Raw genomic sequence first — 22,236 nt, 5'->3', positions numbered from 1 at the left:
CTGACGGATAGTTGACATGGCGGATTTCTGGACCATATCCTAAGTCTTGAATTTTTGCTAAAATGCGATCGACAGCACCGGCAACAGTCAGATCGACTGCCAGAATAATTTGACCGAGTTTAGCACCGGGTTTTACAAATTCCAGAACAGCCATTATTCTTTCTCCTTGTAGTTGCCGTTTAAGATAATTGCATCATAATTTGCTTTATAGCAATCCTAAATCATTTGCATAATTATTGTAGGGGCAATCTCCCCGTGGTTGCCCGATAGATAGGGGGTAGGCAAAGAAAGGCACTACCCTACAAATTTATCTGAATCATTTAGGATTGCTATATCAGACTGATGCTTAAAAGACTAGCCACCGCCTAAAAAGATCTCAAATGGGTTCTATAAGGGTAAAGTCTTGGCTGTTTAATAAGCTGTTGCACATTTAAACTGTGAACTAAAATTTGATAAAGTTCTTGTGGGGAGTAGGGGTTGGGCCAGAAAGCCCGCACAAAAAATACGATTTAGATGCAGAACAGCTTAGTCTGTGTATTTACGCCTAGCTGTACTAGCTCTAGCTGGTGATTCCCCTGGAACCCCGTTATCACCCATCTGTGGAAGATGCTCCGGCGGAGCGTCTTCCACAGATGGGAAAGAAAAAGCGGGCTATTATAGCGGATTTGGCATGAAGTGCTCCCCCAGGCCATTGGTAACAAGTTAAGCTAAGAAAGCATTTGTCAATCAGCCATTATGCTCAACATTTACTCGGATTTGGGCATAAAACTGAGATTTGGGCGGTTGAGGAATCATGCCTCCCATGATATTTATACGTACTTTCTCTCAAATCGTGAATTTTCCACTCCTAAAAAAGCAGTTTTTTGAGTAATATTACTGATTGACAAATGCAATTAAGTCTTAACTTTTCACCAATGCCCCCAGGCAAAGTCATGACAAGTTGTGAAGAAATTTATGTGATTTGTGACTTCATGACTTGTCACATCATAAGATAGGTTTAGAAGGCTAAAAGTTTGTAGCAAAGAAAGTTAAGCAATACAAATGTTGCAAAAGTAGCAAGCCTCTAAGGAGCTTAAATTTTAATTATGGATTCTTACAAATGGTTGAAGTTAGTGTAATTGAGGGTTAATTAATATGCCTTACCCACCTCTTCAAGACCAACACCGTTCGACAGTTGCTGGCGTTGCATCCCCTGCTAAATCTCCTTCTGCCAAGGGTCATGCCAGTGGCGATCGCCGCTTTAAAGCATTGGATATGACCATGAAGCGGAATCAGTACAAACCAGATGCCTTAATTGAAGTGCTGCATAAGGCACAGGAAGCCTTTGGCTATCTGGAAGAAGATGTCCTGATCTACATCGCTAAGGGACTCAAACTGCCGTTGAGTCGAGTATACGGAGTTGCAACGTTCTATCACCTGTTTTCTCTCAAACCCAGTGGTACTCACACCTGCGTCGTTTGCTTGGGAACAGCGTGCTACGTCAAAGGTAGCAATAAAGTAATGGAAACATTGGAAAAAGAACTGGGGATCGAAAGGGGCAAGACAACTCCAGATGGCAATGTTTCACTAATAGCAGCTCGCTGTTTGGGAGCATGTGGTATTGCTCCAGCCGTTGTTTTCGATGGCACTGTGGCAGGTAAACAGGAGCCGGAAACCGTACTGGCTCGTATTCGCACCTGGGAAGCCTGACCCAAAGCCCCAATATCCTAGCCTCTTGGAATTGGAAAAATAACCTAACCCAGATAAGCCGTAACGGAGAGGAGATAGGTTCAGTATGAATTTAACGGAATTATTGGAAATTGCTCAGCAGGAACGATCGCGCCAAAAGAGCATTCGTATCAACTGCTGTACATCGACGGGATGCCGTGCTGCCAATTCTTTGGGTGTGCAAGCCAATCTGCAAACCGCAGTGAAAGAGCACGGATTGAGCGATCGCGTTGAAGTCATTGGTGTAGGTTGCATGGGGTTCTGCGGACGAGGCCCCCTAGTAGAAATTGAACCCAATAACACGCTCTACGAAGAAGTTAAGCCCGAAGAAGCCGCCAGCATCATTGATGCTCTCAATGGCGGGACAGCCAAACCCATCCAAGGCGATACCCAGCATCCTTTTTTTGCTCGACAAATGCGGATTGTGCGGGAACATAGCGGCAAAATCGATCCAGAACGGATTGAGGAATATATTGCCGTTGGTGGTTATCAGTCCTTGTATAAAGCCATCTATGACATGACCCCTACCCAAGTTGTAGAGGAAGTTACTAAGAGTGGCTTGCGGGGACGGGGTGGCGGTGGCTATCCCACAGGACTCAAGTGGGCAACGGTGGCCAAAGTATCGGGAGATCAGAAATACGTCATCTGCAATGGTGACGAAGGCGACCCCGGTGCATTCATGGATCGCAGCGTTTTGGAGAGCGATCCTCATTTAGTCTTAGAAGGCATGGCGATCGCCGGTTATGCCGTTGGCGCCAATCATGGATATATCTACGTTCGAGCGGAATATCCCCTAGCCATTGAACGCCTGCAAAAGGCAATTCAACAAGCCAAGAAGTACAATCTCCTCGGCACACAAATTTTTGACTCTCCCTTCGATTTCAAAGTTGATATTCGGATTGGTGCCGGAGCATTTGTCTGCGGTGAAGAAACAGCTTTAATCCAATCGATCGAGGGCGGACGAGGTAATCCACGTCCTCGCCCCCCTTACCCAGCTCAAAAAGGCTTGTGGGGATGTGCAACCTTGATCAATAACGTGGAAAGTTTTGCCAATATTTCTCCCATCATTCGTCAGGGATCGGCTTGGTATGCCAGTATCGGCACTGAAAAAAGTAAAGGAACCAAGATTTTTGCCCTGACAGGGAAGATTCGTAACAACGGATTGATTGAAGTCCCGATGGGAATCACTCTGCGAGAAATTGTGGAAGAAATGGGAGGCGGGATTCCCGATGGAGTAGTAAAGACGGTACAAACAGGCGGCCCCTCCGGTGGTTGTATTCCTGCCTCGTTACTGGATACCCCAGTTGACTATGATTCCCTCATGGCTGTCGGTTCCATGATGGGATCGGGCGGGATGGTGGTGATGGATCAAGACACCAGCATGGTGGAAGTTGCTCGGTTTTACATGGAATTCTGCCGGGATGAATCGTGTGGTAAATGCATTCCTTGCCGTGCGGGAACGGTTCAGCTTTATGAGCTGTTGAATAAGATCGCAAACCGTCAGGCGACGCAGAAAGACTTGGATCAGCTAGAAGCCCTCTGCTACATGGTTAAGGAAATGAGCCTGTGTGGGTTGGGTCAAACTGCTCCCAACCCGGTGATCAGCACGTTGAAATACTTCAAGCAGGAGTATTTGGATTTGCTGCAATCTCCAGTCGAACACAACGGCAAAGTCACCGTTTCGCAATCTTCGTGAGGTTTGTATGTCTGTCAAAACGCTCAAAATTGATGGGATTGATGTGGCGATCGAAGAGGGCGCAAGCATCCTGCAAGCGGCAAAAGAGGCTGGAGTCGCCATTCCTACACTATGTCACCTTGATGGTGTCACAGATATCGGAGCTTGCCGTCTGTGCATGGTAGAAATTGCAGGAACACCTAAGCTGTCGCCTGCGTGCGTCACTCAGGTGGCTGAGGGGATGGAAGTTTCTACCAACACGCCCAAGCTGCAAGACTACCGTCGCATGATTGTTGAGTTGCTATTTGCCGAGGGCAATCATGTCTGCTCCTTTTGTGTAGCGAATGGTAATTGCGAGTTGCAGGATGTTGCCATTGAAGTGGGAATGGATCATTCTCGCTTCCCCTATCGTTTCCCCGATCGCAAAGTCGATAATTCGCATCCGCTATTTAGTATCGACCACAATCGTTGCATCCTCTGTACTCGTTGCGTGCGCGTCTGCGATGAGATTGAGGGAGCCCATGTGTGGGATGTGGCACAACGGGGCGAGAATTGTTACATCGTATCGGGACTGAATCAGCCTTGGGGCGCTGTGGATGCCTGTACCTCCTGCGGGAAGTGTGTCGATGCCTGTCCTACTGGATCGATTTTCCGTAAAGGCGAAACAACTGGCGAGAAAGAACGCGATCGCAACAAGCTGGAATTTTTGGTGAGGGCACGGGAGAAAAAAGAATGGACAAGATAAGATTTGCCACCGTTTGGTTAGCAGGCTGTTCCGGTTGCCACATGTCGTTTTTGGATTTAGACGAGTGGTTGATTGACCTCGCTCAGCAGGTGGATGTAGTTTATAGTCCCGTTGGCTCGGACTTGAAGGAATATCCCGAAAATGTTGATGTTTGTCTGGTTGAGGGAGGCGTTGCCAACGAAGACAATCTGGAACTGATCCACCAAGTCAGACAACGCACCAAAATCCTAATTTCCTTTGGGGATTGTGCCGTCACGGCAAACATTCCTGGTATGCGAAATATGTTGGGGGGCACTGAATCCGTCCTCAAACGCGCTTATATCGAATTGGCAGATACGGGGCGGCAACTGCCTCATGAGCCAGGAATTGTACCGGAATTGCTCGATCGCGTCTTGCCCGTGCATCAGGTTGTTCCAGTTGATATCTATATGCCGGGATGTCCGCCATCGGCTGAGCGCATTCGAGCAACCCTTGAACCTCTGCTCAAAGGGGAAAAACCCCGCATGGAAGGGCGAGACATGATTAAGTTTGGGTAATGGTTGATGGTTGATGGTTGATGGTTAGGTGCAAATGAAAACGGACTAATGACAGCCCACGAGAAGAGAGAGGTGCTATGAAGACTGTTGTCATCGATCCTGTTACACGCATTGAGGGACACGCTAAAATCTCAATTTTTCTGGATGAGGCGGGTGAAGTCTCAGATGCTCGGTTTCATGTCGTGGAATATCGGGGATTTGAAAAGTTTTGTGAAGGCAGACCTTTCACAGACATGGCAGGCATTACTGCTCGGATTTGCGGCATTTGTCCGGTGAGTCACTTGCTAGCATCCTCGAAGACTGGGGACAAAATTCTGGCAGTTAAAATTCCGATTGCTGCAGAGAAACTGCGACGATTGATGAACCTGGCACAGATTACTCAATCTCATGCCCTTTCATTCTTTCATCTCAGTAGTCCCGATTTCTTGTTGGGCTGGGATAGCGATCCAGCCAAACGGAATGTGTTTGGTTTGATTGAAGCCAATCCCGATCTGGCAAGAGCTGGAATCCGGCTACGGCAATTTGGACAAAATATCATCGAACTGTTGGGCGCACGCAAGATTCACTCGGCTTGGACGGTGCCGGGAGGGGTGCGATCGCCTCTTTCGGAAGAAAGCAGACAGTGGATTTGCGATCGCTTGCCCGAATCATTGGCAACTATCAATCTGGCTTTGGGGCTATTCAAAGGCATGATTGATGGTCAACTCAAAGATGAAGTGAACATCTTTGGTGAATTCCCTTCGTTATTCATGGGACTTGTCGGCAAGGATGGTGAATGGGAACACTACGGTGGGCATCTCCGCTTTACTGATAGTCAAGGCAATATTATTGCTGACAACCTCAGCGAAGATAACTATCAGGAATTCTTAGGCGAAGCCGTTGAGAAATGGTCGTACCTGAAATTTCCGTACTACCAGCCCTTAGGCTATCCCGATGGCATCTATCGAGTTGGTCCACTGGCTCGACTCAATGTGTGTAATTACATCGGTACAGAAGCCGCCGATCGGGAGTTAAATGAGTTTCGCGATCGCGCTGGTGGGGTTGCCACGTCTTCATTCCTTTACCATTATGCTCGATTGATTGAAATCCTGGCTTGTTTGGAGAAAATCCAAGCGCTCATGGACGATCCAGATATTCTATCCAATCGAATTCGCGCTCATGGTGGGGTGAATCAACTCGAAGCGATCGGAGTCAGCGAAGCACCACGCGGTACTTTGTTCCATCATTACAAAGTTGATGAAAATGGTTTGATTGAAAAGGTAAATCTGATCATTGCGACTGGACAAAACAACCTAGCAATGAACAAAACCGTTGCTCAAATCGCCAAACAATATATTCATGGCAATAGCAACGGCAATGAAATTCCCGAAGGCTTGCTAAATCGTGTTGAAGCAGGAATTCGCTGCTTCGATCCTTGTTTATCTTGCTCCACCCATGCGGCGGGACAAATGCCTTTACACGTTGAACTGGTTGCACCCGATGGAACGATATTGAACGAGATTTCTAGAGGCTGAAGACGAGATTCCCGACTTCTCTAAAAGAAGTCGGGAATCTGAACTGCTGACCTCTCAAAGTCTGCCCTAGTTTAATTTCTCCGCCATAAGCAAAGGAGGTCGTCTTTGAATATTACTGGTAACAAAAAAAGTAGCTATCTCATCATTGGCTATGGCAACACCATTCGGGGTGACGATGGAGCAGGTTATCAGATTGCCGAAGCCGTCGCTCAGTGGAATTTTAATCATGTGCGATCGCTTGCTGTACATCAGCTTACACCAGACTTAGCTGAAGCGATCGCCCATGCTAAAACCGTCATTTTTGTCGATGCGGTTGCCACCTTATCAGAGGTCAAAATCGAACAACTTACACCGAATTCGGCCACCAGCTTTACGGGACACTATGCCGATCCGCGATCGATGCTGGCTTTAACCTGTGCCCTGTATAAATCTCTTCCTACTGCTTACCAAATTTTGATTCCAGCCGTTAACTTTTCCTTTGGTGAAACCCTTTCTCCCGTTACACAAAAGAACGTTGACTTGGCTTTAGTAAAGATTAAACAACTAATTTCTCAACAGAGCAGCAGAAGGATTACTATTTATGATAAGACCCTTTGAAAAGTGAGTTTTAACAAACTCAAAAGGAGATTCTCAGGAAAACTATTTGATACTTCCCCTTTTCCTTTTCCCCTTCACTTCCTAATTAATATGCACGAAGTTGGCATCATGCAAAACACACTAGATATTGCTCTGGAGTACGCAAAACGTCAGGGTGCAGATCAAATTCACCGCATGACATTACGTATTGGTCAATTGGCGGGAGTGGAGCCAGAAGCATTAGCCTTTGCGTTTGATGTTGTGACCCAGGGAACCATTGCTGAACACGCCCAACTCAGCATTGATTCCATTCCAGCCATTTGCTATTGCCCAAATTGCCAACGTGAATTTCAGCCATCTGATTGGATTTACGAGTGTCCTGAGTGCCATCACTTCTGCGCTGAAATCCGTCAGGGTAAAGAACTCGAACTTGTTTCACTGGAGGTTTCTTAGTATGTGTCAAGATTGTGGTTGCAGCCAGGTTGGAGCAGTTGCGATTGATGGGGTTACTCATCACGAAGATTCCCATCTGCACGAACATTCTCATTCTCACGATCGCGGACATGAGCATCAACATCCTCACCCGGATTTCACGGGTAATGGAAAAGGACACCATCACGATCCGCAAGAGCGATCGCACATTTCACACACCATTGCTATTCATGAATCCCTGTTGTCGAAAAACGATCGCTTAGCAGAACGCAATCGGGGATATTTTCAGGCAAAAGGGCTGCTGGCGCTCAACATTCTCTCCTCGCCCGGTTCGGGGAAGACAGCACTGATTGAGCGAATGGTGCAGGATTTGAACAGTCGCGTATTAACAACCCTGCAACACCCCTTACGGATTGGTGTGATTGTGGGTGATTTAGAAACAGACAATGATGCTCAGCGCCTACGCCGTGCTGGTGCGCCCGCCGTGCAAATTACCACCGGGAATGCGTGCCATCTAGAAGCTGATATGGTGTCACGGGCAATGCAGAAGCTCGATCTGGATGCTTTAGATGTGTTAATTATTGAAAATGTGGGTAACTTAGTCTGTCCGGCTAGCTATGACTTAGGCGAAGCGATGCGAGTCGTGTTGCTATCCGTGACGGAAGGTGAGGATAAGCCTTTAAAGTATCCCACAATGTTCAAAACGGCAAATGTCGTTCTGATTAACAAAATCGACATTGCAGAAGCCGTGGGGTTCGAGAGAGAATCGGCTATTGCTAACATTCAGCGCGTCGCACCCCAAGCAACACTCTTTGAAGTTTCTGCTCGAACTGGACAGGGAATGGAAGCCTGGTATGGCTACCTGGGAACTGCCAATTCAATAGTCTGTGCAAGTCATCAGGAGAAGCGGCTATGGTGACCACAGTATCAGAGTTTATACAAAACTCAACCAAACGTCGGCTGCGCTTGACTGTAGAAGGCATCGTGCAGGGAGTCGGCTTTCGCCCATTCGTTTACGGCTTGGCAAAAGACGTGGGGGTTGTGGGCTGGGTGAAAAATACCGATCGCGGAGTCTCGATCGATATTGAGGGTACTATCGAACAGCTTCAGGTTTTCCAGAAACGACTGGATCAAGACAAGCCGCCCCATGCCTTTTTACAGCACATAGAAGCTCAGTGGATGAGCCTTGCAGGATACACCGAGTTTGACATTCATCCATCAGATGCGGCTCATTCCTCAATCGCCACTCCTAAATCGGCACTGATTCTGCCCGATCTCGCAACCTGTCCAGCCTGTCTGCACGAAATTTACGATCCTGCCAACCGTCGCTATCACTATCCCTTCACCAACTGTACGCACTGCGGCCCTCGATTCAGCATCTTGCGATCGCTTCCCTACGATCGCCCGAACACCACGATGCAGCGATTTCAAATGTGTCGGGAGTGCCATGCAGAGTACGAGAACCCTCTGGATCGACGCTTTCACGCTCAACCCAACGCTTGCCCGACTTGTGGCCCCCATTTAGAACTTTGGGATCGTCAAGGTAAGACGTTAGCAAGCCATGATGAGGCACTGCAGCAAACGGCAAATGCTATTCGTCAGGGTAAAATTCTGGCAATTAAGGGATTAGGCGGATTTCATCTAGTTGTGGATGCTGGCAATGAGACTGCCGTGAGAACCCTCCGCGATCGCAAACGGCGACCTGATAAGCCCCTTGCGTTAATGTATCCTTCGTTAGAGCTCATCCGCGAACACTGTCAGGTTTTTGAAGAGGAAGAAAAATTACTGTGTTCTTCCGAAGCACCGATTGTTCTTCTTCAATCTAAAATCCAAAATCTCAAATCTACAATTGCTCCCTCCGTTGCTTCCGACAATCCCTATTTAGGGGTGATGCTACCGTACACGCCGTTGCATCATCTCTTGCTGTCAGAACTCGGTTTTCCGATTGTCGCGACGAGTGGAAATCTTTCTAGCGAACCGATTTGTACGGATGAATTAGATGCGCTGAACCGATTACAGGATATTGCCGATTTGTTCTTAGTTCACGATCGCCCGATCGCACGTCCTGTTGACGATTCCATCGTGCGGGTGGTTTGCGATCGACCAATCGTTGTGCATGAAGACTTTAAACCCCACCCCAGCCCTCCCCTTACTAAGGGGAGGGAGCAAGAGCAAGTTTCCCCCCTTACTAAGGGGGGATTAAGGGCCGGGCTGTTTCATGCTCACCAAAAACATGAATTTTGTAGGGGTAATGCCCCCGTGCCTACCCCCGACCTAGAGGATTCGAGCGGCAGCTCAGACCAAGAGGGCCGGCACGGGGGCACGGCCCCTACAGAGAATGAAACAGCCCTGGGATTAAGGGGGGTTAGATCGATTCGTGCAGATCGACCAATCGTTCTGCGTCGTGCCAGAGGCTATGCTCCCTTTCCCATTACACCACCATCGAAATTAACCTCTCATAATTCATCCGTCATCCTTGCTGTTGGCGCTCATTTAAAAAATACCGTGGCGCTGTATCTCAATCATCAAATTTTGATGAGCCAGCATCTCGGCGATCTCGATAATTTATCAACAATCGATCGCTTTCAAGAAGCAATTCACCATCTACTCAATATCTATGAGGTTGAGCCCACCGCGATCGCTTGTGATGCTCATCCAGACTACTACTCGACTCAATTTGCCAATGCTTTGATTGAAGTGAAGGCAGAGAGCAAGCAGGCAACTGGGGCAACTGAACAGAAACGCTTTCCTTCTGCCCTCTGCCCTCTGCCCTCTGCCTTTGGTACTTCTACAGCCGTAATTCCAGTGCAGCATCACTATGCTCATGTCCTATCTTGCATGGTGGACAATCAACTGGAACCCCCCGTGTTGGGAATTGCCTGGGATGGAACAGGTTATGGTTTAGACGGCACGATTTGGGGAGGTGAGTTTCTACACATTCCAGCTAACGGATTTGAACGAATGGCTCATCTGCGATCGTTCCCATTACCTGGAGGAGAACAGGCAGTCAAAGAACCTCGACGATGCGCTTTGGGATTGCTCTACGAATGCTTGGGAAATCGGGCGTTTGAAATGTCGGAGTTAGCCCCTCTTCAATCATTCTCAAAGCAAGAACTTAAAGTCTTGCAGACCATGTTGCAAAGAGGGTTGAATACTCCAAAAACGTCGAGTGCCGGACGCTTGTTTGATGCTATCGCTGCCTTGTTGGGGTTGTGTCAACAAGCCAGTTTTGAAGGGCAAGCCGCGATGCAACTGGAGTTTGCGACTAATGGCTTCAAGACGGATGAAGCTTATCCGTATGAGTTGCTGTGTCCTGTACACTCTCCTATGATTCTCGATTATTCACCGATGCTCAATGCCATTCTCGATGACATTCACGAGCAGATTTCTCAAGAAATCGTTGCGGCAAAGTTTCACAACACGTTAATCGAGGGAATGGTGGCGATCGCTAACCGAGTCGGTGTTGAACAAATTGTGTTAACGGGCGGTTGTTTTCAAAATCGTTATTTACTAGAACGTGCGATCGCTCGACTCAATACAGAGGGTTTCTCAATTTATTGGCATCACCGAATTCCAAGCAATGATGGAGGCATTGCGGCTGGACAAATTATGGCTGCATTACGAGCTTTGCAAAATCAATCAGGAGGGGCGTGAAAATGTGTCTTGCCGTACCAGGTAAAGTAATCGGTATTGAGGAAAATTCAGAGCGCAATGGAAACTCCTCGCTCTGGCGCACAGGTAAAGTCAGCTTTGGCGGCATTATCAAAGAAGTTAGCCTCGCTTATGTACCAGACGTAAAAATTGGTGATTACGTCATTGTGCATGTGGGTTTTGCACTCAGTATTGTTGACCAGGAAGAAGCAGAAGAAACTTTAACTTATTTGAATCAGCTTCAAGTTGAACAATCGGCAGTTAATATGGTACAATTGATAACAAGTTAAGCTAAAAAAGCATTTGTAAATCAGCAATTCTGCTCAACCTTTACTAGGATTTTGGGCATCAAACTGAGATTGGGGCGGTCGAGGAATCATGCCTCCCATGATATTTATACCTACTTTCTCTCAAATCGTGAATTTTCCACTCCTAAAAAAGCAGTTTTTTGAGTAATATTACGGATTGACAAATGCAATTAAGTCTTAACTTGTTACCAATGATACGGTACTGGGAGAGATCCCGTAGGATGTTCTATTTCAATCCATTTATCTTTAGTGCATATTTTATTGTAATCCTCACAAAATCCTCACGATTGATCTATAGCCTAAAGATGAAACAGGTTGGCAAAGAACGAACAAACTGAACGTCTGTAACCACAAAAAGAGGAGTAGGCAATGCTATTAAAAACTTTTGTAACGATAGACGGTAACGAAGCTGTTGCTCGCGTTGCCTACCGACTCAGTGAAGTTATCGCAATTTATCCTATTACACCGGCTTCAACGATGGGGGAATGGGCGGATGCCTGGTCATCGGCTGAACAGCCTAACGTGTGGGGAACTGTTCCGTCGGTTGTGGAAATGCAAAGTGAGGCAGGCGCAGCCGGAACGGTTCATGGAGCGTTGCAGGCGGGAACGTTGACTACAACGTTTACGGCTTCCCAAGGCTTGCTGCTAATGATTCCCAATTTATACAAGATTGCGGGTGAACTAACGTCTGCGGTGATTCACATTGCGGCGCGATCGCTAGCGGCACAGGGACTTTCGATTTTTGGCGATCACAGTGATGTAATGGCAGTCCGAGGAACTGGTTGCGCGTTGCTTTGTTCAGCCTCGGTGCAAGAGTCGCAAGATTTGGCGGCGATCGCCACTCGTGCCACACTGGAATCTCGTATTCCCTTCCTCCACTTCTTCGATGGTTTCCGCACGTCCCACGAAATTCAAAAAGTGGAACTGCTCTCCGATGACGATTTACGCGCTTTCATTCCGGATGAACGGATTCTGGCCCATCGCGATCGCGCCTTGACACCCGATCGTCCAGTGATTCGCGGTACAGCCCAAAATCCTGACGTTTATTTCCAAGCGCGGGAAACGGTTAACCGATTCTATAACGCCTGTCCAGATATCGTACAGCAGGCGATGGATGAATTCGCCCAACTGACGGGGAGACAGTATCAACTCTACGAATACTACGGCGATCCAGCAGCGGAACAAGCAATTGTATTGATGGGTTCGGGTTGCGAAACCGTGCATGAAACGGTGGATTACCTGAATGCTCGCGGTGCAAAACTAGGTGTACTGAAAGTTCGCTTGTACAGACCATTTGGTGTCAGTCAATTTGTTGCTGCACTGCCCGAAAGTGTAAAAGCGATCGCTGTACTCGATCGCGCGAAAGAACCAGGCAGCACCGGTGAACCATTATATCTTGATATCCTGAGTGCGCTAGTTGAAAGCAACCGCCAGGATATTCAGGTAGTCGGGGGTCGCTACGGTCTATCGTCTAAAGAATTCACCCCTGCAATGGTGAACGCTGTATTTGATAATTTGACAAGTGACCAGCCACGAAATCATTTCACTGTTGGCATTTACGATGATGTCACCCATACATCACTAAACTACGATCCCAGCTTCTCCACTGAACCCGATAATGTAGTGCGAGCAATTTTCTATGGTTTGGGTTCCGATGGGACAGTGGGCGCAAATAAGAACTCGATCAAAATCATTGGCGAAGAAACAGACAACTATGCTCAGGGTTACTTTGTCTATGATTCCAAGAAATCCGGTTCTGTTACGGTTTCCCATTTGCGTTTTGGCCCAGAACTGATTCGTTCAACTTACCTTGTTAGCAGTGCGAATTTTGTCGCTTGCCATCAGTGGGAATTTGTCGAGAAATTCGATCTGCTGGATGCTGCAAAACCGGAAGCTATCTTTTTGCTCAACAGTCCCTACAATCCAGAAGAAACCTGGATGCGATTACCAGAGCGCCTGAAGGCGCAAATTGTTGATAAGCAGTTGAAATTCTACGTCATTAACGCTTCTCAGGTGGCGCGTGATACAGGCATGAGCAGGCACATCAACACCGTGATGCAGGTTTGTTTCTTTGCCGTTGCCGGCGTGTTGTCTCGTGAAGAAGCGATCGCACGCATCAAGCAATCCATCCGCAAGACTTACGGCAAGAAGGGTGAGGCGATTGTTGAAATGAATTTGAAAGCGGTCGATCGCACCCTGGATAATCTATACGAAGTCGAGTATCAGAATTATCAACAATCCGCCATTTCCACTCAGGTAGAAGAATCGCCCTCCCCGGTTTCCGATACTGCCCCAGCATTTGTTCGAGACGTACTCGGCAAGATGATGGCACGGCAGGGAGATGATCTCCCAGTGAGTGCTATGCCCATTGATGGCACTTATCCCAGTGGTACCTCGAAATGGGAGAAGCGTAACATTGCCCAGGAAATTCCGGTGTGGGATGCAGATGTGTGTGTGCAGTGCGGCAAATGCGTGATGGTGTGTCCCCATGCCGTAATCCGCTCCAAAGTGTATGAACCAGAAGCACTCGCCAATGCACCGGAAACGTTTAAGAGTGCCAATGCCAGAGACCATGATTGGACGAATCTGAAATTTACGATTCAAGTGGCGGCTGAAGACTGCACGGGTTGCGGGATTTGTGTCGATGTTTGTCCGGCAAAGAACAGAGCCGAACCCAGGAAGAAAGCGATTAACATGGCTCCCCAGTTACCCTTGCGAGACCAGGAACGGGAAAACTGGAACTACTTCCTCAACTTACCGAACCCCGATCGCACCCAACTGAATTTGCACAAGATTGCTCAGCAACAGATGCAGGAACCCTTATTTGAGTTCTCCGGTGCCTGTGCCGGTTGCGGTGAAACGCCCTACATCAAACTGGTAACGCAACTGTTTGGCGATCGTATGTTAGTCGCGAATGCGACAGGATGCTCATCTATCTATGGGGGTAACTTGCCAACAACCCCCTGGACGCACAATGCGGAAGGGCGCGGGCCAGCATGGTCAAACTCACTATTTGAAGATAATGCAGAATTTGGCTTAGGCTTCCGAGTTGCGATCGACAAGCAAATGGAATATGCCAGAGAACTCCTGCAAGAGCTATCGAGCAGTATGAATGGCAGTTCCCCAATTCCGGTTGACTTAGCATCCGCCATTCTCAATGCAGAACAAAAGGACGAAGCCGATATCGTCGAGCAACGCGAACGGGTAGCTATCCTCAAACAACACCTAGAGGAATGGTGCAATCAGTTAGAGGGAGAGCAAAATCTCAAATCTAAAATCCAAACTCTAAAATCCCTCGCCGATTACCTAGTCAAAAAGAGCGTCTGGCTGATTGGTGGTGACGGTTGGGCCTATGACATCGGCTATGGTGGACTCGATCACGTCATTGCTAGTGGTCGCAATGTCAACATTCTGGTATTGGATACAGAAGTGTATTCCAATACAGGTGGGCAGATGTCCAAAGCCACACCCAGAGGTGCGGTTGCGAAGTTCGCCGCCGGAGGTAAGCCTGCACCCAAGAAAGATTTGGGACTCATGGCAATGACCTATGGCAGTGTCTATGTTGCCAGTGTCGCGATGGGAGCGCGGGATGAACACACGCTCAAAGCGTTCCTGGAAGCGGAATCTTACAATGGCCCTTCGTTAATTATTGCCTACTCGCACTGCATTGCTCACGGCATTGATATGACAACGGGAATGCAGCAGCAGAAGGCGGCAGTCGAATCGGGGCGGTGGTTGCTCTATCGTTACGATCCGCGTCGGACTGAACGGGGTGAAAATCCACTGATTTTGGATTCGCGATCGCCCAAGATATCGGTTGAGCAGGCAATGTACAGCGAAAACCGTTTCAAGATGCTAACCCGCACTAAACCAGAAGATGCAAAAAGGTTAGTAGAACTCGCTCAGGCGGATGTCAATACTCGTTGGCAAATGTATCAATACTTGGCAGCCCAGCACCAGGGCAAACCCAACGGACATCACGACGGAAACCCTGTTCCTCCCAACCCTGACAAACAGTCAGAACCTGCAAACCAGTAAACACTATTGTAGGGGCGCACAACCGTGCGCCCTGAAATTGGGTATTTTTCTCAGGCATCGTAATAAGGAGAAATCATGAATTTAACCACAACTTATATGGGATTGGAATTGCGATCGCCCCTGGTAATTGGTGCAGCAGCTCCTCTAACCGAAGATATCGATAATATCAAGCGAATGGAAGATGCTGGAGCTGCCGCCGTCGTCCTGCACTCACTCTTCGAGGAGCAAATTGAGCAGGAAATGTTGACAATGCACCACCATCTGCAACAGGGTACCGAAAGCTATGCTGAAGCACTCACCTACTTTCCTGAACCCGAAATTTTTCATGTAGGGCCTGCGCTTTATCTAGAGCATATTCGCAAAGCCAAAGAGAGAGTGAATATTCCCATCATTGCCAGTCTCAACGGCTCGACTCTAGGAGGTTGGACAAACTACGCCCGTCAAATTGAGCAAGCTGGAGCAGATGCACTAGAACTCAACATCTACTACATTCCTACCGAAATTCATCTAACAGGTGAAGCGATCGAGCAGCAATATTTGGATATTCTCAAGGCAGTGAAAGCAAGTGTGACAATTCCGGTTGCCGTGAAACTCAGCCCTTATTTCACCAATTTAGCGAATATGGCGCATCAGTTGACGAGGGAAGGAGCAGATGCGCTGGTGTTATTTAATCGCTTCTACCAGCCGGACATTGATGTGGAAGAATTGGAAGTGCGACCCAACGTTCTTCTGAGTACCCCTCAAGCGATGCGTTTGCCGATGCGGTGGATTGCCATCTTGTATGGGCGCATTGCTGCTGATTTTGCAGCAACAAGCGGCATTCAGAAAGGGGTTGATGTGGTGCGAATGCTAATGGCAGGAGCCAAAGTAACAATGATTGTGAGTGCTCTGCTGCGGCATGGGATTAACCATCTCCAGGAGATTGAACAGGAACTACGGCAGTGGATGCAAGAACACGATTACACCTCCGTCCGTGAAATGCAAGGCATTATGAGCCAATGTTACTGCCCGAATCCTAGTGAGTTTGAACGGGTGCAGTACATGAAAGCGATTCAAACATACACGCCCAAACCTCCTGTACTGGCTGAGACGGCTTATGTTGTTTATAAAGATCGAGCATGAAAACCCCGTGACTTTAGTCCGGGGATGAAAGGCAGAAGGAGGCTTTAGCCTCCCAGTTTCTTTTGTTGGATTTCAGGATTGCGCTGTAGAGTGCAACTATGGAAATCTTTATGAACTATTTGAGGTATAAGCTGTTGTGCATTTAAATTGTATATTTCGAGTCCCGATCAACAATCGTCAAATCCTCTCCCCCTCTCCTCTTCTCCCCCTCTCCCTCTCTAATACCATAGGCAATCTAGATGCAACACAGCTTATTAAGCCGATGTTGTTAGCATAAGAAGTATCGTGATGAGGTCGAAGTCATGCTAGTTTTTGAATTCAAAGCATACGGGAAAAAGCAGCAATTTGCCGCTGTAGACGAAGCAATTAGAACAGTACAATTCATCCGTAACAAAGCATTGCACTTTTGGATGGAGAACGAAAAAGTCGATAAGTATGACTTAAATAAGTACAGCGCTGTTTTAGCTAAAGAATGGACGTTTTGCGATGACTTGAACAGCATGGCTCGACAATCTAGCTCAGAAAGAGCGTGGTCGGCAATCTCCCGATTCTACGATAACTGCAAGAAGAAAGTTCGTGGTAAAAAAGGATTCCCGCAATTTCAGAAAGACAACCGCTCGGTTGAATACAAGACTACGGGATGGCGGATGGCTGATGATCGGAAATCTATCACTTTTACTGACAAAAAAGGAATCGGGAAACTCAAACTGAAAGGAACTCGCGACTTACATTTCTATCAGCGCAGTCAAATTAAGCGAGTGCGCTTAGTCAAACGAGCCGATGGATATTACGTCCAGTTTTGCGTTCAAGTTGACCGTTCCGAGAAGGTTGAAATTACAGGCAGCGCCATCGGGTTAGACGTTGGTTTAAAAGAGTTCTACACAGACTCTAATGGCGTTGCAGTTGATAATCCGCGCTTCCTGGGCAAAGGAGAGCGCAGATTAAAGAAAGCCCAAAGACGAGTTTCAAAGCGAGTCAAGGGTTCAGAAAACAGAAAAAAAGCGAGAGTGATTCTAGGGAAACGCCACCTCAAAATAACTAGACAACGCAAAGATTTTGCCGTGAAGTTGGCAAGATCCGTCATCCAGTCCAACGACTGTGTAGTCTATGAAGATTTGAGAATCAAAAACATGGTGAAGAATCACTGCTTAGCTAAATCGATTAACGACGCATCTTTGTATATGTTTCGAGTGTGGATGGAATATTTGGGCAAAGTATTCGGAAGAATTACAATTGCCGTGCCAGCCAATGGAACAAGTCAAGAATGCTCTAGCTGTGGGACAGTTGTCAAGAAAAGTCTGTCAACGCGAACTCACGCTTGTCGGTGTGGGTGCGTAATTGACCGAGAAAATGGGATGCAAGCCCCGTCCTTTTAGGACGGCTTTATGCTATAGTTTAATTGGTTGAAATCCCCACCTAAGATTGCAGCGATATATACTCATCTTGAGTTGAAACCGGGACTGATCCAGTAATAGGGAAAGACTGAAGGGCAATGGTTAAAATCCAACCTGGAAGCAAAACAAAGTATTGTTAATGTTTTTTAAACAAAACGATACATATAGTCGGGATAGGGCATTGCCACGACTTAAAATGAACATGGAGGCGCTCGTAAGACTACTTCGGTAGCATTGGTCGATGAAGTGTTAAGAATCCTCTCGCCTTTAGGCAGGGGAGTATGTCAAAGGGATTGGAATGCAGCCAAAAACATCCTAAGTCGGGGATTGAGTACGGCGGGGCACGTCGGAACTTGGATCTTAGATCCTAACGCTTGTGGAGAATTGACCGCTACCGATGTTGAAGTAATTCTGCATCGGCAAGTTGATTCTGCGAATCAAGAATCCCCTCGGCTTTAGCCAGCGGAGTGTCAACAGCAGGAGGATTGAACGGATGAAATTTGTTGACGAATATCGAGATGCCCAACTGGCTCAGCAGTATGCTGACGCGATCGATTCCATCGCCACCCGTCCCTGGAGCATCATGGAAATCTGTGGAGGACAAACTCACTCAATTGTTAAATTTGGCATTGATACTCTTTTACCCAAAACAATCACCTTAATTCATGGCCCGGGGTGTCCCGTATGCGTCACATCGGCTGAGATTATTGATGAAGCGATCGCACTAGCTGCCCTACCGAACGTTATCTTTTGCTCCTTTGGGGATATGCTGCGCGTACCGGGATCGGCGATTAGCGATACCGCCTCTAGTCCCTCTGATTTACTCACAGTTAAAGCATTGGGTGGCGATGTCCGCATGGTTTATTCTCCACTGGATGCCCTGAAAATCGCCCAAAACAATCCTGGCAAACAAGTTGTATTTTTTGCAGTAGGCTTTGAAACAACCGCCCCAGCAACCGCAATGGCAGTGTACCAGGCTCAGCAACAGGGAGTGACCAACTTTTCACTGCTGGTGTCCCATGTGCTTGTTCCTCCAGCAATGGAAGCGATTTTATCCTCTCCAACGTGCCAGGTGCAGGGCTTTCTGGCGGCAGGGCACGTTTGTACGGTAATGGGGTATCGAGAGTATGAAGCGATCGCGCCCAAGTATCGCGTTCCAATTGTAGTCACGGGATTTGAACCTATTGACATTTTGCAAGGAATATACTTGTGCATCAAACAACTGGAAGAGGGTACAGCAGAAGTTGAAAATCAGTATGCGCGATCGGTTCGCAGGCAGGGCAATGAAGCAGCACAGCATCTCATCCAGGACGTGTTTGAAGTTGTCCCTCGCTGCTGGCGTGGCTTGGGTGAGATTTCTCAAAGCGGGTTAGGACTACGCGAACAGTATGCCGCCTTCGATGTTCACAACAAAGGACTCCTCCCCATATCCACATCTCCCCATCCCCCTGTTTCGTCCGAGTGCATCAGCGGACTAATCCTTCAAGGCATCCGTAAACCTCATGATTGTCCAGCCTTCGGCACTCGCTGTACTCCCGAACATCCTTTAGGGGCACCGATGGTTTCCTCCGAGGGAGCCTGCGCTGCCTACTACCGTTATCGACAGCGATCGCCAGTAACCCTCAGCTAGCTTTGGCATACATTCATCATGACCAAGAATTTCAAAGGTGGTACCCGCCACGTGATTTATCCGTGGAATCAATCCAAAATCTAAAATCTAAAATCCTCAAGCCCCCGAATTTATCTCGCGCAAGTCAATCCAAAATCTAAAATCTAAAATCTAAAATCGAATGACTGGTCTTAAAAACTTTACCCTATCGTGTCCGATTCCAATTCAGCAGTACCCAACCATACTCCTCGCACACGGTGGCGGTGGGCGATTGATGCATCAGTTAATTGAGCAGATGTTTCTGCCGATTTTCGGCTCACCGAATGATGTTCAACATGATGCTGCTGTCTTGTCGCTCTCTAGTCATCGCATCGCCTTCACCACTGATTCCTATGTTGTGCGTCCTCTATTCTTTCCCGGTGGTGATATTGGTTCGCTAGCCATTCATGGCACAGTCAACGATCTAGCAATGGCAGGCGCACGCCCACTCTATCTCAGCTTGGGCTTCATTCTAGAAGAAGGACTGCCGATGGAAACGCTATGGCGCGTTGTCCAATCTATCAAACAAGCTGCTGATTCCGCCAACGTCAAGATTGTGACTGGTGACACTAAAGTGGTCGATCGCGGAAAAGGAGATGGTATTTTTATCAATACCGCAGGTGTTGGCATTCTCGAACACAACCAGAGAATTAATCCCACCTCAGTTCAACCTGGGGATATCATTCTTCTGAGTGGAGATATTGGCAGACATGGAATTGCCATTATGGCACTGCGTGAAGGATTGGAGTTTGAAACAACCATTGAAAGTGATTCAGCTCCTCTAGGAGATTTAGTGGGTGAACTTCTGAGTGCGAACATCGAAATTCACTGCTTACGGGATTTAACGCGAGGTGGGCTAGCCAGTGCACTGAATGAAATCGCATCAGCAGCAAATGTAGCGATAAACATTGACGAACGAAAAATCCCCGTGCGTGAGGATGTTCGCGGAGCCTGTGAACTCTTGGGACTCGACCCGCTATATATTGCAAATGAAGGACGATTCATCGCATTTGTCCCCTCTTCCGATGCGGAACGAGCACGGGGGATTATGGAGGCCGATCAGGAAAAGAGAGGAGACGCAAAAACAGCTTGTGCGATCGGTGAGGTGAGAGAGCAACCCGCTAAATCTGTCATTCTCAACAGCAAAATTGGAGTCGATCGCCTCCTGGAAATGTTGAGCGGTGAACAGCTTCCTAGAATTTGCTGATTCCCGTGAAGTTGAGAAGGGAAGCTCACTGATATGACTACCCAAAATTTGAGCAATCTGAACTATTTAATAATAGCTGGAGGGTGAAAAAGAGAGCTAAAAGCTAGGCATAATCTGAGTTACACCCCTCATACCCCGTGGATAAAAGTGGTGCTTATTCGGGGTTAATTTCATTAACTATTGAACTGCTGGGGTATATTTGTCTAGGTATGTAACCCATTGTTGGCTATCTATACTGCTGCCAAAGGTACTCTGCCTCTGATACTTTCTTTTTGATGGCTCTCCTGACTTTATGGTGTATAATGTAACAAACAATACATTTATTCTCATGGACTTTTATTTGGATTATATATTAGACTTGCCTGGAGTGAAGGTTGAAAGTTGTACTCAAATTGATGGAAAAATTTTATTAGGACTGAGAATTGTAGGAGAAAGTATGGTTTGTCATCACTGTCAAAATTATACCGAACAATTGCATCAGAATCGACCAATCTTAGTAAGAGATTTGCCATTGTTTGGTCGTCCTGTGTATTTAAAAGTGCCGCGACGGCAGTTTTACTGTTCTAATTGCCAACGATATCCCACAGAAAAAGTAGATTTTTGGGACATTAAAAGACGGCATACTCAACGATACGAACAAAATATTTATGAGCGTGTCAAACAATCGAGCATGGAGCAAATTGGACGAGAAGAAGGACTGAGTTATGACGAAATAAAAGGAATATTTGAGCAGAAAAATAAGCAGAAAAAAAACCGAATTGGGAACAGGTTAAACGAATTTGTCTCGACGAAATAAGTATGCGGAAAGGTCAAGGAAATTTTGTGACTGTTGTTGGGCACATTTCCGAAGGTAATTTAATTGAGATGATTGATTCTCATCGCTGTGAAGAAATCATTGAAGTCAGAAGTGCAACAAGCAATTGAGGTTCGAGAGAAAGTTGAGGAAGTGAGTGTTGATATGTGGGGAGGGTTTCCTAAAGTTATCAAAAAAGTATTTCCAAACGCCAAAATTATTATCGATCGTTTTCCTGTGATGAAAGTAGTTAATAAAGATTTGAATAAATTACGCAGAGCAGCCGGAATAACAGATAGGAAAAGTAAATATTTATTGTTAAGTAATCGAATAAACTTGAATCCTCTTCAGATTGAGCAATTAGAGATGGCACTAGGTAAATCAGAATGCTTGAGAATTGCGTATGAGATGAAAGAAAAATTTAGAAAAATATATGAGACTAATTTGACCGTCAAAGAAGGGCAGGCAAAAATTAAAGAATGGCTAAATCATGCACAAGTATTTTTTAGAGAATCTGCATCAACGATTGAAAATCATTTTGAGGGTATTTGCAACTACTTTCTTAATCGCACAACAAGTGGAGTTATGGAGGGAATCAACAATCGAATTAAGTTGATAATGCGCCAAGGATATGGCTTTTCTAATTTTAATAATTTCAGGAATCGCGTATTAGCTTGCTTCTCTGATTAGATAAAATTATAACCACAATTTCAGGAGAGCCTTTTTGATTCTTTAGGACGAACAATATACTTTTTGGCCGATTTCATTTTCAGCGTTGTCCCTTGCATGACAGCATTACTATAGTAATCCTAAATCCCACATTCCGCACCCCGAACTGGCACATAGGCGGATTGAGGGGGTAAAAGTGAATCATCCGAGACCATCATGAG

17 protein-coding genes are annotated in these 22,236 nt (G+C 46.8%); all 17 read left to right on the top strand.

The window, feature by feature from the left end; genetic code table 11:
- Positions 1-1,134: 1,134 nt before the first annotated feature.
- Entirely contained in the window at positions 1,135-1,689 is a 555-nt protein-coding gene (gene hoxE / locus QUA16_RS27465; protein WP_333107973.1) for a bidirectional hydrogenase complex protein HoxE, read from the top strand.
- 85 nt (positions 1,690-1,774) lie between these two features.
- Positions 1,775-3,403, top strand: coding sequence for a NuoF family protein (locus tag QUA16_RS27460; protein WP_333107972.1), 1,629 nt, complete (start codon positions 1,775-1,777; stop codon positions 3,401-3,403).
- Positions 3,404-3,410: 7 nt separating this feature from the next.
- The gene (hoxU, locus tag QUA16_RS27455) at positions 3,411-4,127 is read left to right on the top strand and encodes a bidirectional hydrogenase complex protein HoxU (RefSeq protein WP_333107971.1); all 717 of its coding nucleotides are present in this window, start codon (positions 3,411-3,413) and stop codon (positions 4,125-4,127) included.
- Positions 4,115-4,663: an oxidoreductase gene (locus QUA16_RS27450; protein WP_333107970.1), complete on the top strand. Its 549-nt coding sequence runs from the start codon at positions 4,115-4,117 to the stop codon at positions 4,661-4,663. Before hoxU ends, QUA16_RS27450 begins: the two co-directional genes overlap by 13 nt.
- A gap of 77 nt (positions 4,664-4,740) precedes the next feature.
- A complete protein-coding gene (locus QUA16_RS27445) occupies positions 4,741-6,177 on the top strand; it encodes a Ni/Fe hydrogenase subunit alpha (protein ID WP_333107969.1) in 1,437 nt (478 codons plus the stop codon).
- A 105-nt stretch (positions 6,178-6,282) separates the two neighbouring features.
- On the top strand, positions 6,283-6,774 hold the full coding sequence (locus QUA16_RS27440; protein ID WP_333107968.1) for a hydrogenase maturation protease: 492 nt from the start codon (positions 6,283-6,285) through the stop codon (positions 6,772-6,774).
- Between the two features lie 90 nt (positions 6,775-6,864).
- A complete protein-coding gene (gene hypA / locus QUA16_RS27435) occupies positions 6,865-7,206 on the top strand; it encodes a hydrogenase maturation nickel metallochaperone HypA (protein WP_333107967.1) in 342 nt (113 codons plus the stop codon).
- A 1-nt stretch (position 7,207) separates the two neighbouring features.
- Positions 7,208-8,104, top strand: coding sequence for a hydrogenase nickel incorporation protein HypB (gene hypB / locus QUA16_RS27430; RefSeq protein WP_333107965.1), 897 nt, complete (start codon positions 7,208-7,210; stop codon positions 8,102-8,104).
- Positions 8,098-10,839, top strand: a complete 2,742-nt coding sequence (hypF, locus tag QUA16_RS27425) for a carbamoyltransferase HypF (protein WP_333107964.1) — start codon at positions 8,098-8,100, stop codon at positions 10,837-10,839. The genes hypB and hypF overlap by 7 nt, the downstream gene beginning before the upstream one ends.
- Before the next feature lie 2 nt (positions 10,840-10,841).
- Positions 10,842-11,126 carry a HypC/HybG/HupF family hydrogenase formation chaperone gene (locus tag QUA16_RS27420; RefSeq protein ID WP_333107963.1) on the top strand — a complete coding sequence of 95 codons (285 nt, stop codon included), beginning with the start codon at positions 10,842-10,844 and terminating at the stop codon, positions 11,124-11,126.
- A gap of 387 nt (positions 11,127-11,513) precedes the next feature.
- The gene (gene nifJ, locus QUA16_RS27415; RefSeq protein WP_333107962.1) at positions 11,514-15,182 is read left to right on the top strand and encodes a pyruvate:ferredoxin (flavodoxin) oxidoreductase; all 3,669 of its coding nucleotides are present in this window, start codon (positions 11,514-11,516) and stop codon (positions 15,180-15,182) included.
- Between the two features lie 75 nt (positions 15,183-15,257).
- Positions 15,258-16,304 (top strand): dihydroorotate dehydrogenase-like protein, encoded by a 1,047-nt coding sequence (locus tag QUA16_RS27410; RefSeq protein ID WP_333107960.1) that lies wholly within the window; start codon positions 15,258-15,260, stop codon positions 16,302-16,304.
- A gap of 302 nt (positions 16,305-16,606) precedes the next feature.
- Positions 16,607-17,680 carry a transposase gene (locus QUA16_RS27405; protein WP_333181488.1) on the top strand — a complete coding sequence of 358 codons (1,074 nt, stop codon included), beginning with the start codon at positions 16,607-16,609 and terminating at the stop codon, positions 17,678-17,680.
- 511 nt (positions 17,681-18,191) lie between these two features.
- Complete coding sequence (gene hypD / locus QUA16_RS27395; protein ID WP_333109544.1) at positions 18,192-19,328, top strand: hydrogenase formation protein HypD; 1,137 nt, start codon at positions 18,192-18,194, stop codon at positions 19,326-19,328.
- 160 nt (positions 19,329-19,488) lie between these two features.
- On the top strand, positions 19,489-20,553 hold the full coding sequence (gene hypE, locus QUA16_RS27390) for a hydrogenase expression/formation protein HypE (protein ID WP_333109546.1): 1,065 nt from the start codon (positions 19,489-19,491) through the stop codon (positions 20,551-20,553).
- Positions 20,554-20,881: 328 nt separating this feature from the next.
- Entirely contained in the window at positions 20,882-21,349 is a 468-nt protein-coding gene (locus tag QUA16_RS27385) for a transposase family protein (protein WP_333181486.1), read from the top strand.
- 99 nt (positions 21,350-21,448) lie between these two features.
- Positions 21,449-22,036 carry a transposase gene (locus QUA16_RS27380; RefSeq protein ID WP_333109550.1) on the top strand — a complete coding sequence of 196 codons (588 nt, stop codon included), beginning with the start codon at positions 21,449-21,451 and terminating at the stop codon, positions 22,034-22,036.
- The last annotated feature ends 200 nt before the right edge of the window (positions 22,037-22,236 follow it).

It is taken from the genome of Microcoleus sp. S13_C3, assembly GCF_036700905.1.
Lineage (GTDB): Bacteria > Cyanobacteriota > Cyanobacteriia > Cyanobacteriales > Microcoleaceae > Microcoleus.
Note: the sequence above shows the minus strand (reverse complement) of the source record. Positions and strands in the feature narration are given on the sequence as shown.

Bases quoted from the DNA above. Each gene is read 5' to 3' on its own strand.
- hoxE (WP_333107973.1), top strand. From the start codon at position 1,135: ATGCCTTACCCACCTCTTCAAGACCAACACCGTTCGACAGTTGCTGGC.
- QUA16_RS27460 (WP_333107972.1), top strand. From the start codon at position 1,775: ATGAATTTAACGGAATTATTGGAAATTGCTCAGCAGGAACGATCGCGC.
- hoxU (WP_333107971.1), top strand. From the start codon at position 3,411: ATGTCTGTCAAAACGCTCAAAATTGATGGGATTGATGTGGCGATCGAA.
- QUA16_RS27450 (WP_333107970.1), top strand. From the start codon at position 4,115: ATGGACAAGATAAGATTTGCCACCGTTTGGTTAGCAGGCTGTTCCGGT.
- QUA16_RS27445 (WP_333107969.1), top strand. From the start codon at position 4,741: ATGAAGACTGTTGTCATCGATCCTGTTACACGCATTGAGGGACACGCT.
- hypA (WP_333107967.1), top strand. From the start codon at position 6,865: ATGCACGAAGTTGGCATCATGCAAAACACACTAGATATTGCTCTGGAG.
- hypB (WP_333107965.1), top strand. From the start codon at position 7,208: ATGTGTCAAGATTGTGGTTGCAGCCAGGTTGGAGCAGTTGCGATTGAT.
- hypF (WP_333107964.1), top strand. From the start codon at position 8,098: ATGGTGACCACAGTATCAGAGTTTATACAAAACTCAACCAAACGTCGG.
- QUA16_RS27420 (WP_333107963.1), top strand. From the start codon at position 10,842: ATGTGTCTTGCCGTACCAGGTAAAGTAATCGGTATTGAGGAAAATTCA.
- nifJ (WP_333107962.1), top strand. From the start codon at position 11,514: ATGCTATTAAAAACTTTTGTAACGATAGACGGTAACGAAGCTGTTGCT.
- QUA16_RS27410 (WP_333107960.1), top strand. From the start codon at position 15,258: ATGAATTTAACCACAACTTATATGGGATTGGAATTGCGATCGCCCCTG.
- QUA16_RS27405 (WP_333181488.1), top strand. From the start codon at position 16,607: ATGCTAGTTTTTGAATTCAAAGCATACGGGAAAAAGCAGCAATTTGCC.
- hypD (WP_333109544.1), top strand. From the start codon at position 18,192: ATGAAATTTGTTGACGAATATCGAGATGCCCAACTGGCTCAGCAGTAT.
- hypE (WP_333109546.1), top strand. From the start codon at position 19,489: ATGACTGGTCTTAAAAACTTTACCCTATCGTGTCCGATTCCAATTCAG.
- QUA16_RS27385 (WP_333181486.1), top strand. From the start codon at position 20,882: ATGGACTTTTATTTGGATTATATATTAGACTTGCCTGGAGTGAAGGTT.